Here is a 12,263-nt window from a genome sequence, read left to right as displayed (position 1 = left end):
CAGGACCACCGAAGGGAACACAGAGAGAACACAGACCGGAACGGCGCCGGGCGGCGCCGGGAGGGCCGGGAACGGAGCGGCAGACCGCGATGGCCGGGCGGCGACAGCGATGGCCGGGCGGCGACCGCGACGACTCAGTGGTGCTCGCTCCCGTGCAGCGGGAACCCGGCGATGCCCCGCCACGCCAGCGAGGTCAGCAGCTGCACCGCCTGCTCACGCGGCACGCTGCGGTCGCTGTGCAGCCAGGAGCGCGCCACGACCTGCGCCTGTCCGCCGAGCCCGGAGGCGAGCAGCATCGACTCGGCCCGCGGCAACCCGGTGTCCTCCGCGATCACGTCGCAGATCGCCTCCGCGCACTGGACCGTGACCCGGTCGACCCGCTCGCGCACGGCAGGCTCGTTGGTCAGGTCCGACTCGAAGACCAGCCGGAACGCCCCGCCGTCGTCCTCCACGTACGCGAAGTAGGCGTCGATCGTCGCGCGGACCCGGAGCTTGTTGTCGGTCGTCGAGGCCAGCGCCCCCCGCACCGACTCCAGCAGTGCCTCGCAGTGCTGGTCCAGCAGTGCCAGGTAGAGGTCCAGCTTGCCGGGGAAGTGCTGGTAGAGCACCGGCTTGCTGACGCCCGCGCGCTCGGCGATGTCGTCCATCGCTGCCGCGTGGTATCCCTGCGCTACGAATACTTCCTGAGCGGCGCCGAGGAGCTGGTTGCGCCGGGCACGGCGCGGCAGGCGTGTGCCCCGCGGGCGTGCCGCCTCTGTCTGCTCGATGGCTGTCACGCCGCCTCCCAAAATCGTCCACATGCGGTGTGCGCCGCGCGGCCATCGTACTTTTCGGTAACCGTGGTGTGCGCGGTGCGAGCGGAGAATTTCACGGACCGGACGCCTGAGAAAAGGGGAGGGAGCACGCCAAAGCAGCGTAGAGCGGACGGGTCAGTGTCGCCCCGGCCTCACCTGTAGTCGTCCTCGTCGAGTGCGACGAAGCGAGCTTGCTCGGCGCGATCGGCCTCGTCGGCACTGTAGGTGTCGCCGCTCAGCAGGTCGTAGTCGGCGTCCGGCGGCGCCAGATCCGTGTGCTGCTCGGCGGCGTCGGCCTCGGGGGCCTCGTCGTCGATCTCCTCCTCGGCGGAGGGTTCGAAGGTCTCGGGGTCAGTGGGGTCGATGGCCATGCTTCCTCTTCCCGAGCAGTGTGAGTGCGCTCTTGTACGACTACGAGTGCCCTCGACCGAAGCCTAGGAGACACCCGTTCCGGATGCCATTGCGATCCGGTCCCGTTCTGGGTTCCGCGTTCCGGGGGTTCAAACAGGCCCGTCTTGTGAGCCTCGCGTGTGAGCGCGAACACATGAGCCACTACGTGATCGTCTCGTAACATTGCCGCATGTCTTCGACCGAACTCCCTTCCGTCCTGGCCGCAACCGTCGCGCCGAGGGTGAGCACCGTCAGGGTCGCGGACGGGGAGCAACTGCGGTCGGTAGGGCTGCCGGGGGTCACACTCACCGTGCGGTCGAGACCGCCGGCGCGCGAAGGGCTGCCGCCCGCCCTGTTCGTGCACGGCCTCGGCGGCTCCTCGCAGAACTGGTCGGACCTGATGCCGCTGCTCGACGGCCTGGTGGACACCGAGGCCGTCGACCTGCCCGGCTTCGGTGACTCGCCGCCGCCGGACGACGGCGACTACTCGATCACCGGGCACGCGCGCGCGGTCATCCGTTACCTCGATGCGCAGGACCGCGGTCCCGTGCATCTGTTCGGCAACTCGATGGGCGGCGCGGTCGCCACCCGCGTCGCCGCCGTCCGCCCCGACCTGGTGCGCACGCTGACGCTGGTCTCACCGGCGCTCCCGGAGATCCTCGTGCAGCGCTCCGCCGTGCCGACCGGTCTGCTGGCTCTGCCCGGAGTGGCGGGCCTGTTCACCCGGCTCACCAAGGACTGGACGGCCGAGCAGCGCGTCCGCGGAGTCATGGCACTCTGTTACGGGGACCCGGGCCGGGTCACCCCGGAGGCATTCCGGCACGCGGTCGACGAGATGGAACGGCGGCTGCGGCTGCCGTACTTCTGGGACGCGATGGCCCGCTCGGCGCGCGGCATCGTCAACGCGTACACCCTGGGCGGCCAGCACGGGCTGTGGCGGCAGGCCGAACGGGTGCTGGCGCCGACCCTGCTCATCTACGGCTGCCGGGACCAGCTGGTCTCCTACCGCATGGCCCAGCGTGCCGCACGCCACTTCCGCGACTCGCGGCTGTTGACGATGCCTGACGCCGGACACGTGGCGATGATGGAATACCCGGAGACCGTGGCAACCGCCTTCCGTGAACTCATGGCGGATACACTCCGGTTGAATGAGGCACTGAACGAACATGCTTGATCAATCCGACATCGAGGACGCGGGGAGCTGAGGCGGGTCGTGGGACGTCACAGTCGCCGTCGCGGATCAGGCAAGAGCGGTGCAGCGGCCGGCAAGGCCTCCCGCGGGGCGCCCGGGACGGCGGCCGAACCCCCGTCCCACGGCTTGCCCCGGCTGCCGGAGCGCACTCCCAACGGGTTTTCCCGGGTGTCGGAAGGGGCACGTCCGCCCAACGCTCCGCGCTTCGCGGACGGCACTCCGGCCCACGGTTTTCCCCGGCAGGCCGGTGGAGCGCCGACCGGTGGGGTCCCCCACTTCGCGGACGGCACTCCGGCCCACGGGTTTCCCCGGCAGTCCGACGCAGCGCCGACGGGTGGCGCTCCCCGCTTCGCGGACGGCACTCCGGCCCACGGTTTTCCCAGGTACAACGGCGGAACGCCCGCCCAGGGCTTCCCCCGGCAGGCAATGGGAACCCCGGCCCACGGTTTTCCCCGGCAGGCCGGTGGAGCGCCGACGGGTGGGGTTCCCCACTTCGCGGACGGCACTCCGGCCCACGGTTTTCCCCGGCTCCCCGACGGCACCCCAGCTCACGGTTTTCCCCGGCAGGCCGACGGAACGCCCGCGAGCGGCGTGCCCCGCTTCGCCGACGGCACACCTGTCCATGGCGTCCCGCGGCTTCCCGACGGGACCCCCGCGCGCGGTGCCCCGCGCGTGCCGGAGGGAGTGTCGGCCGCAAGCACGCCTCGGTTCGCCGACGGCACCCCTGCCCATGGCTTCCCGCGGCTACCCGACGGGACCCCCGCGCGCGGTGTCCCGGGTCCGGCGGACGGCACGCCCGCGCGTGGGGTGCCGCAGTTCGGTCCGGGCACGCCGCCCGGAGGCGTCCCGCAGTTCGCCCACGGCGACGGAACCCCCGCCCACGGCTTCCCGCACGTCCGCGGCGGACATCCCGAGCAGCACGAGGACGGGGGCGGCTGGGGTCAGTTCGGCGGGTCCGGCGTCGGCGTGGCGCAGGGCGCCCGGCGTGACGTGGCGCAGGAGCAGGCACGGCGTATACCACCGAGGGACCGGCGGAACGGCCCCCGCCAGGACTACATCGACGCCTTCGGGAACGACGACGTCGCCCTGACAGGCGCCGCCACGGCCATGCGCACCGACGCGTACGCGTCCCGCACCGGCCGCACCCTTGAGTCACCGTCGGCCGACGACCAGGTCGGTAGGGGGTCGGAGCGCAGGAGAAAAGGCCGTACGTACACCGGCATCGCGGCGGCCGCCATCACCACCGTGCTGGCGGTCGTGGTCGCGGGACAGGTGACCGACGGCTCCGACGGCTCCGACGGCTCCGACGACGAGACCGTGACCCAGCCCCAGTCCGCGAGCGGCGAACGCGGCGTGACCGGTGCCGGCGGCAGCGCCGACCGCAGCGACGGCCGGCCCGAACCGAGCAACTCCCCGGCCCGCCTGGTGACCCTCACCTACGGCCAGAAAATGGCGAAGAAGTACCCGCTGGCCGCCGATCTCACGGGCTCAGGCGCGTTCGAGGCGGTCGGCGGATTCGACCCGGCACCCGGCCGGGGACAGAAGTTCCGCTACCGCGTCGACGTCGAGGAAGGGCTCGGACTCGACGCCGAGCTCTTCGCCCAGGCCGTGCAGAAGACCCTCAACGACAACCGGAGCTGGGCCCACAACGGCGCACGCACCTTCGAGCGGATCTCCTCGGGGAAGCCCGACTTCGTCATCACCCTGGCGAGCCCCGGGACAACTGCTTTCTGGTGCGCCAAATCGGAACTCGACACCACCCAGGACAACGTCTCCTGTGACTCGGCCCTCACCGACCGGGTCATGATCAACGCGTACCGCTGGGCCCAGGGCTCGCAGACCTACGGCGACGCGATGCTCGCCTACCGGCAGATGCTGATCAACCACGAAGTGGGCCACCGGCTCGGCTACGGCCATGAGACCTGCAACAAGGACGGTGCCCTCGCGCCCGTCATGCAGCAACAGACCAAGTTCCTCGACCATGACGGGATCCGTTGCCGACCCAACCCCTGGGCCTTCCCCGGGAACTGACGCCTCCTCCGGTCGGTTCGTTCGGTTGGCTCCTCGGGTCGGCTTCTCCCGCGGCGCACCATGTCATGGTGCGCCGCGGGTGGAACCTCACCGGAATCGGCCGGGCGTGACACCTCTCCGTCCGGGTGAGCCTCTAGCGAGCCCGAACGCGACCCGCCCGCGAAAGTTACGCCCGTTCACCCCTTTTGGTGGCGCGATGGACAACCGTCCGTCGCGCCACCCTCATGTCCGCATACGTTCGTCCCGCTGACGGGCCGCCAGGTGGGTGGCGGCCCCATACGGGAGACCGGGGGTGCGCTCATGCGTATCGGACTGCTTACGGAGGGTGGATATCCGTACGCGAGTGGTGACGCCAGGCTCTGGTGTGACCGGCTCGTGCGCGGACTCGGCCAACACGAGTTCGACGTCTATGCGCTCAGCCGTAGTCGGCAACAGGAGGACGAGGGCTGGGTGGAACTGCCGCCGCAGGTCAGCCGGGTCATCACGGCTCCCCTGTGGGCGGTCGAGGACGAGGAGAGACCTCTCGGACGCCGCGCCCGCAGACGGTTCACCGAGTACTACGGAGAACTGGCCGCGGCCATATGCGCGGCCGGAGCGCCCGGTGACCTCTTCGGGGCCGACCGGGGCCGGGCCGGATCGGATGCGACGGTCGGCTCCGAGGCGGACCGTTTCGGCACGGCCCTGTACGCGCTCGCCGAGCTCGCCCGCGAGACGGGCGGCCTGACGGGCGCTCTGCGCTCCGAACTCGCGGTCGCCGCGCTCGAACGGGCCTGTCGTGCGCCCGGCGCCCTGCGGGCGGCGCGCAGGGCGCGTGTGCCGGAACTCCTCACCGTTGCGGCGCGGGTGGAGCGCACCCTGCGCCCCCTCTCGCTCGACTGGTACACCGGCGACAGCCTCGGCTCGGTCAACCTCTGCCACGCCACGTCCGGCGGCGCCGCGGTCCTCCCGGGGCTGCTGGCCCGCCACTTCTGCGGCGTACCGCTGCTCGTCACCGAGTACGGCGTGCACCTGCGCGCGCACTACCTCGCGTCCGCCACCGCGAGTGCGCCGGAGCGCGCGCTGCTCGCCGCCTTTCACGGGCGGCTCGCCGCCGAGGCGTACCGGCGGGCCGTGCTGATCACCCCCGGAAACCACCACGCCCGCCGCTGGCAGGAGCGATGCGGCGCCGACCGCGCCAAGCTCCGCACGGTCTACCCCGGCATGGCGGCGGCCCGCCTCGCGGACACCGGCGAGTCCACCGGGTGCGCGGACCCCGACACGCTCGTCTGGGTCGGCCGCATCGAACCCGCCAAGGACCTGAGCACTCTGCTGCAGGCCTTCGCGGAGATCCGCGCCGCGGAGCCGAAGGCCCGGCTGCGCGTCATCGGAGCGCCGGTCGACTCGGCGGAGGGCGCGCAGTACCTGGCCCACTGCAAGGCCCTCGCCGCGCGGCTCTTCCCCGACCCCTCCGCAGGGGCGGAGGGCGGATCCGGCGGTCCCGGGGGCGGTGCCCGACCGGTCTCCTTCGAGGAGATCGGCGGACCGGAGATGCCGGGCCTGGCCGAGGCGTACACGGCGGGCGCCCTCGTAGTGCTCTCCAGTGCCGTCGAGGGATTCCCCATCAGCCTGGTCGAGGCCATGTTCTGCGGGCGTGCGACGGTCTCCACGGACGTCGGGGCCGTGCTGGAGGTCATCGGCGGCACGGGGCTGGTCGTGCCGTCGTCCGATCCACGGGCGCTCGCGGAGGCGTGCGTGGCGTTACTGCGCGACCCCGAGCGCCGGGAACGCCTGGGGGCGGCAGCCCGGGCCCGGGCGCTAGAACTCTTCACCGTCGAGCAGAACGTGGCGGCGTTCGACGAGATCTACCTGGAGATCGCCTCGCACTGTCCGGTCCACGAGGGTGTCCTCGGCACAGCGGTCGACCCACAGCCGTTCGCCGTGCCGGCGGAGCTCCACGTACTCGGATCCCGGAAGACGACCGAACCGTCCGCCCGGCCCGCGCGCACCCCCAGTTGGGCACTGAGCAAGCCGGTCCCGGCGGGGGAGGGAGCACGATGAGCGGGTCACTGTCCAGGACGGAGATCCCTGAGGTGGGTGAACTCCGGGCCGCCGATATGCCGCTCACATCAGCGGCGGCGGCAGACGCGGAGAACACGGTCAGTGTCCGGGACACGGAGGACGCTCAGAACGCAAGGGGCGCCCAGAATGTGGAGGGCGCGCAGGACACGGACAGCACGCAGGGCGCCGAGAGCGGGCAGGGCGTGCGGGGGCGAGCGTCCGCCGGCGTGGGTGAGCCCGCCGCCGGGTCCGGTGTCGTCGACCCCGTGAAGGCCCTGATGCTCCGGCACAAGGAGCTCTGCGAACGCGCCGTTGACCCGCTGGAGATCGCGGCCGAGCTCGAGGCACAGGGCGTGACCGACCGGACCGCGTCCCGCTTCCGGCACCGCGATGTATTCTCCCTGGCCGAGGAGATGTACGCCCGCGTGCCGCGCGGCAGCGAGCCCGCGCACAGCCCGGCGCACTCCGCGTCCGCCCGCATGGACAGCGCCGACGGCACCGACGGAAGTCCGGTCGGCCGTTCCCGTCCCTCCTCCGCGCCTTTCCCCGCAGCTCATTGCGTAGCCTCACGGTCGTCGGGGTCCTTCGGGGCCCGCCTCGGCCGCTTCCTTCTCCCCCTCCTCCCGGGCGCGTTCTGCGTCCTGGCGGTCGCCGGAGCCCGTCTCACCCATGGACAGTTACGGCTCGGCGTCGTCGCCGCCGGCATCCTCGCCGTGACCCTCGCGCTGCGCGCAGCGCTCCGCCGGGGCCCGCTCCACGCGACCCGGCCGACGACCGCGAGCCCCGCATGGACCTGCTGGCTCCTGCTCTACGCCCTCGTCGGCGACGGTCTGCTGCGCGAGGCCATCGCCGGCGGCCCCGACGAACCCTGGCCGGTCTCCGTCGCCCCGGTCGTGGCGCTGACGCTGTCCTTCGCCCCGGCGACCTGGTGCGCCCTTCTCTTCACGGCCGCCGCCCACCGACGACTGACCGCCAGCCGCGGTCTGGCCGAGTTCACCGCCTCCGTATGGCCGCTGCTGCTCGGCACATTCGCCCTGTACCTGGGCGCGCTGGCCACGCTGCTCGGTCTGACCGCCAGGACTCTCGGCGAGGACCCCGCGTATGCCACGGCAGGCGGCCTTGGCGCACTACTGCTGCTCGCGCGCCTGCTGTCCGCGCACGGCCACACCCGCGCCCCCGCCGTCGCCCTCGCCTTGGCCGGTGCGGCCGAGGTCATCGCCCTGGCCGCGGTCTTCGCCGCCCGCCTCCCGGGCTGTGCGGCGGTCGCGGTCCCCGTCACGGATGCGGTCCGCACGTGGGGAGCGGGCGCGATTCCGGCCGCCATCTGCTCGGCCGCAGCCCTCGTACTGCTGGTCCACGCGACACGCAGCCTGACCCGGGCCTCGGCGCACGCGCCCTCCGGCGGGATCCCGTGACCCGGTCCTGAGCCGCAGGCCGCAGTCCCGCACGCACGGCGCAGCCACGCGCCGGTGCGCCGCCGTGAGCACTCGCACCGCCACCCCGCCACAGAAAACGCTCCCGCGAGGCCGATACCGCGGGCCACCCCCCACGCCCCACAGCAACACCCCGAAGGAGAACACCAGATGATCACCCCTCGTGTCGGAGAATCCGCCCCGGGAGCCGCCCGATGAGGGTTCTGCTGATCGGTGCCAACGGATACCTGGGCCGTTTCGTCGCGGACCGTCTGCTCGCCGACCCCGCCGTCCAGCTCACCGCGCTCGGCCGGGGCGACGACGCGGACGTGCGCTTCGACCTGGCCACCGGCAGCCCCGGCGCACTCACCCGCTTCCTCGACGCGGTCCACCCGGGCGTCGTCGTCAACTGCGCGGGTGCCACCCGAGGCGGCGCCCGCGAACTCGCCCGGCACAACACCGTCGCCGTCGCCACCGTCTGCGAAGGACTCCGACGCAGCGGCTGCGGTGCCCGGCTCGTGCAGATCGGCTGCGGCGCCGAGTACGGCCCCAGCCAGCCCGGCTCATCCACGGCCGAGGACGCGGTACCCCGCCCCGGTGGCCCCTACGGCGTCAGCAAACTCGCCGCCACCGAACTGGTCCTCAGCTCCGGACTGGACGCCGTCGTCCTGCGGGTCTTCTCACCCGCCGGCCCCGGCACCCCGGCCGGCTCCCCGCTCGGCCGGCTCGCCGAGGCCATGCGCCGCGCCATGCAGTCCGGCGACGGCGACCTCAAACTCGCCGGCCTCGGCGTCCAACGCGACTTCATCGACGTACGGGACGTCGCCCGCGCCGTCCACGCCGCCTCGCTCTCCGCCGCCCAGGGCGTCATCAACATCGGCTCCGGGCGGGCCGTGCGCCTGCGGGACGCCGCCGCCGTCCTCGCCAGGGTGGCCGGCTACGGCGGCGCCCTGCACGAACTCGACACTCCGCCCGGCCCCGGCCGACCCGCCATCGGCCACCCTCGCGGCGAATCCGACCAGGCGACGCACCTCGCTTTCCCGTATCCGGACGGCTGCGGCAGCTGGCAGCAGGCCGATGTGCGCACCGCCCGGGACCGGCTCGGCTGGCGGCCGAGGATCAGTCTCGAGGAGTCCCTCGCCGATATCTGGATGGAGGCCGCATGCCGGATCTGAACGGTCACCAGGCCCGTCACGAGGACCGCCGGAGACGCACCCGGCCCTGACAGACCTTCCCGGCCACTGGGACGAAACCGTCTCGCTGGTCGGAACGGGTGTCTCGGAATGAAGAAGGGCGTGGCAGTGTTACGGAGAGAACAACCGTAGTGATTGACCGACCAACGGAGTCCCCGTGTCGCTGCCACCCCTGGTCGAGCCGGCTGCCGAGCTCACCGTAGACGAGGTCCGCAGGTACTCCCGCCACCTGATCATCCCCGATGTCGGGATGGACGGGCAGAAGCGGCTGAAGAACGCCAAGGTGCTCTGTGTGGGCGCCGGCGGCCTGGGCTCGCCCGCGCTGATGTACCTGGCCGCGGCGGGCGTCGGCACGCTCGGCATCGTGGAGTTCGACGAGGTCGACGAGTCGAACCTGCAGCGCCAGATCATCCACAGCCAGTCCGACATCGGCCGCTCCAAGGCCGAGTCCGCCCGTGACTCGGTCAAGGGCATCAACCCGTACGTGAACGTGATCCTTCACGAGGAGCGGCTCGAGGCCGACAACGTGATGGACATCTTCAGCCAGTACGACCTGATCGTCGACGGCACGGACAACTTCGCGACCCGCTACCTGGTCAACGACGCGTGCGTGCTGCTGAACAAGCCGTACGTCTGGGGCTCGATCTACCGCTTCGACGGCCAGGCCTCCGTCTTCTGGTCCGAGCACGGCCCCTGCTACCGCTGCCTCTACCCGGAGCCCCCGCCGCCGGGCATGGTCCCGTCCTGCGCCGAGGGCGGCGTCCTGGGCGTGCTGTGCGCGTCCATCGGCTCCATCCAGGTCACCGAGGCGATCAAGGTCCTCACCGGCACCGGCGAGCCGCTGGTCGGCCGACTGATGATCTACGACGCCCTGGAGATGCAGTACCGCCAGGTCAAGGTCCGCAAGGACCCGAACTGCGCGGTCTGCGGCGACAACCCGACCGTCACCGAGCTCATCGACTACGAGGCCTTCTGCGGCGTCGTCTCCGAGGAGGCCCAGGCGGCCGCCGCGGACTCCACGATCACTCCCAAGCAGCTCAAGGAGTGGATCGACGCCGACGAGAAGATCGACATCATCGACGTCCGTGAGCCGAACGAGTACGAGATCGTCTCCATCCCGGGCGCCCGGCTGATCCCGAAGAACGAGTTCCTCATGGGCACCGCCCTGGAGAGCCTCCCGCAGGACAAGAAGATCGTCTTGCACTGCAAGACGGGTGTCCGCAGTGCGGAAGTCCTCGCCGTTCTGAAGTCGGCGGGCTTCGCCGACGCCGTGCACGTGGGCGGCGGCGTGATCGGCTGGGTCAACCAGATCGAGCCCCATAAGCCGGTCTACTAGTGTCCTGCGCCGGAAGTTCCTAGGCAGTTCCGGCTGAGCCGCCGACGGTCACCGCGCCTGATCGGCGGCCGGGGATCCGACCGTCGAGACGAGACAGATCTACCGACGGATTTCTGGCGCAGGACACTAGGCCTTCGTCTTCGGAAGGGCCCGGCACCCCAGGTGCCGGGCCCCTTTCCGTGGGTTCGGCTACGAGGAGCAGACCGTGTCGTCCTTCGGCGCGGTCCCCTCCAGCAGATAGCGGTTCACGGCCGAGTCGACACAGGTGCTGCCGCTGCCGTACGCCCCGTGGCCCTGGCCCTTCCAGGTCAGGTGCACCCCGACGCCCTTGCCCAGTTCGTCGGCCATCTTCCGCGCGCCCTCGTACGGTGTCGCCGGGTCGCCCGTATTGCCCACCACCAGTACCGGGTCCGCACCGGGCGCGCTCACATCCGGGTTCTCGAACTGTCCGGCCACCGGCCACTGGTGGCACCAGCCCGCCGTGTCCCAGCCCAGGAAGGGCCCGAAGACGGGTGAGATCTCCTCGAACTGCGGCAGCAGCTTCTTCGTTTCCTCGGGCGTCGGCCGCTCCTTGTCGTCCAGGCACGATATGGCCCGCTGCGAGTGCGTCGCCGTGCCGTAGCGGCCCGAGGCGTCCCGGTCGTTGTAGCCGTCGGCGAGCTGGAGCAGTTCGCTGCCGTCGCCGTTCACGGCGGCCCGCAGTGCGCTGGTCAGGGTCGGCCAGCTCTGCTCGCTGTAAAGCGGCAGGATGATCCCGGTGACGGCCAGCGTCTGGCTGAGCTCGCGGCCGCTCGTCGTCGGCAGTGGATCGGCGTCGATCTTCTTCAGCAGGTCCGCGATCTTCCGCGAGCCCTGCTCGGGATCCTGGCCCGTGGACTCGAGGTAGTTGTTCAGAGCCCGCTGGAAGCCCAGCGCCTGGTTCTTGGCGTGCCCGATCGTGTCGGCGGTCGGGTCGACCACCGCGTCGAGGACCAGCCGCCCCACGTTCTTCGGGAACAGATGGGCGTAGACACCGCCGAGTTCGGTGCCGTAGGAGATGCCGAAGTAATGCATCTTCCGGTCGCCCAGCACAGCGCGCAGCAGGTCCATGTCGCGTGCCGCCTCGACCGTCGAGACATGCCCCAGCAGCTTGCCCGCGGCGCGTTCGCAGCCCTTGCCGAAGTCGGCCGCGTCCTTGAGGTACGCGCTCTCCTCGGCCGGGGTGTCCGGTGTGACGTCCACCGATTCGGCGGCCTGGATCTCCTTGTCGCTGCGGCAGCGCACCCCCTCGCTGGCCGCGACCCCGCGCGGGTCGAAGCTCACCAGGTCATAGCGCTTGTGCAGTTCGCCGGCGATGGAGGCGTACGACGGCATCATCGAGACACCGGAGCCACCCGGGCCGCCGAAGTTGAACAGCAGCGAGCCGATACGGGAGCCTCCCGTGGCCTTGCTGCGGATCAGTGCGAGATCGATCGTCTCGCCCGAGGGCTTCGCGTAGTCCAGTGGCACCTTGAGCGTGGCGCACTGCCAGTCCCCACCCGGAGCGGATCCGTCCTCGGCGGCCTTGCAGCCGCCCCAGTCCAGCTTCTGAGAGGTGAAGGAATCGGGCAGCCCCGGCGTACCGACGGACGACCGGTCGTTCCTGCCCTTCCCCTCTTCCCCGCCGCCGCCCGACGAGCCGCCGCTGCAGCCGGCCACCAGCAACGCGGCGGCGGCCAGAGCCGTCCACCGAACGAGACGCACCATGAGCACTCCCCCTTGCAAGTCCTCCGCGAGGTGCCGCGGATGACAGTCAGGCCATAGTAGGCGGATCGGCCAAAACGACCGCGGCAGCCTGTGGAAAACGCTGTGGCCTGCGAGTTTCCTCGGCCCGCATCCGCAGCGTGAGGGGGCATCCGC

The 12,263-nt window shown here is 71.4% G+C and carries 9 protein-coding genes; 6 read left to right on the top strand and 3 right to left on the bottom strand.

From position 1 onward, the window contains the following. Positions 1-134: 134 nt before the first annotated feature. Positions 135-776: a TetR/AcrR family transcriptional regulator gene (locus EF387_RS28975; protein WP_202918396.1), complete on the bottom strand. Its 642-nt coding sequence runs from the start codon at positions 774-776 to the stop codon at positions 135-137. A gap of 170 nt (positions 777-946) precedes the next feature. Then, positions 947-1,165, bottom strand: a complete 219-nt coding sequence (locus tag EF387_RS28970) for a hypothetical protein (RefSeq protein WP_128379574.1) — start codon at positions 1,163-1,165, stop codon at positions 947-949. 209 nt (positions 1,166-1,374) lie between these two features. On the opposite strand from EF387_RS28970, the gene EF387_RS28965 reads away from it, so the two are divergent. From EF387_RS28965 to moeZ, 6 genes are all read left to right on the top strand, one after another. Next, positions 1,375-2,358 (top strand): alpha/beta fold hydrolase, encoded by a 984-nt coding sequence (locus tag EF387_RS28965; protein ID WP_128379573.1) that lies wholly within the window; start codon positions 1,375-1,377, stop codon positions 2,356-2,358. A gap of 444 nt (positions 2,359-2,802) precedes the next feature. Further along, positions 2,803-4,407, top strand: a complete 1,605-nt coding sequence (locus tag EF387_RS28955; protein ID WP_128379695.1) for a DUF3152 domain-containing protein — start codon at positions 2,803-2,805, stop codon at positions 4,405-4,407. Between the two features lie 300 nt (positions 4,408-4,707). Continuing rightward, the gene (locus tag EF387_RS28950; protein WP_128379572.1) at positions 4,708-6,444 is read left to right on the top strand and encodes a DUF3492 domain-containing protein; all 1,737 of its coding nucleotides are present in this window, start codon (positions 4,708-4,710) and stop codon (positions 6,442-6,444) included. Further along, entirely contained in the window at positions 6,441-7,859 is a 1,419-nt protein-coding gene (locus EF387_RS28945) for a hypothetical protein (RefSeq protein WP_238431759.1), read from the top strand. The genes EF387_RS28950 and EF387_RS28945 overlap by 4 nt, the downstream gene beginning before the upstream one ends. A gap of 212 nt (positions 7,860-8,071) precedes the next feature. Next, complete coding sequence (locus EF387_RS28940) at positions 8,072-9,031, top strand: NAD-dependent epimerase/dehydratase family protein (RefSeq protein ID WP_128379571.1); 960 nt, start codon at positions 8,072-8,074, stop codon at positions 9,029-9,031. 175 nt (positions 9,032-9,206) lie between these two features. Further along, positions 9,207-10,385: an adenylyltransferase/sulfurtransferase MoeZ gene (gene moeZ / locus EF387_RS28935; protein ID WP_128379570.1), complete on the top strand. Its 1,179-nt coding sequence runs from the start codon at positions 9,207-9,209 to the stop codon at positions 10,383-10,385. Between the two features lie 189 nt (positions 10,386-10,574). Here moeZ and EF387_RS28930 read toward each other — a convergent pair whose 3' ends face one another. Then, a complete protein-coding gene (locus EF387_RS28930; protein ID WP_128379569.1) occupies positions 10,575-12,110 on the bottom strand; it encodes an alpha/beta hydrolase in 1,536 nt (511 codons plus the stop codon). Positions 12,111-12,263 lie beyond the last annotated feature (153 nt).

This window comes from Streptomyces cavernae (assembly GCF_004023625.1).
Lineage (GTDB): Bacteria > Actinomycetota > Actinomycetes > Streptomycetales > Streptomycetaceae > Streptomyces > Streptomyces cavernae.
Note: the sequence above shows the minus strand (reverse complement) of the source record. Positions and strands in the feature narration are given on the sequence as shown.

Coding starts and splice junctions, on each gene's coding strand:
- EF387_RS28970 (WP_128379574.1), bottom strand. CDS start 1,165: ATGGCCATCGACCCCACTGACCCCGAGACCTTCGAACCCTCCGCCGAG.
- EF387_RS28965 (WP_128379573.1), top strand. CDS start 1,375: ATGTCTTCGACCGAACTCCCTTCCGTCCTGGCCGCAACCGTCGCGCCG.
- EF387_RS28955 (WP_128379695.1), top strand. CDS start 2,803: ATGGGAACCCCGGCCCACGGTTTTCCCCGGCAGGCCGGTGGAGCGCCG.
- EF387_RS28950 (WP_128379572.1), top strand. CDS start 4,708: ATGCGTATCGGACTGCTTACGGAGGGTGGATATCCGTACGCGAGTGGT.
- EF387_RS28945 (WP_238431759.1), top strand. CDS start 6,441: ATGAGCGGGTCACTGTCCAGGACGGAGATCCCTGAGGTGGGTGAACTC.
- EF387_RS28940 (WP_128379571.1), top strand. CDS start 8,072: ATGAGGGTTCTGCTGATCGGTGCCAACGGATACCTGGGCCGTTTCGTC.
- EF387_RS28930 (WP_128379569.1), bottom strand. CDS start 12,110: ATGGTGCGTCTCGTTCGGTGGACGGCTCTGGCCGCCGCCGCGTTGCTG.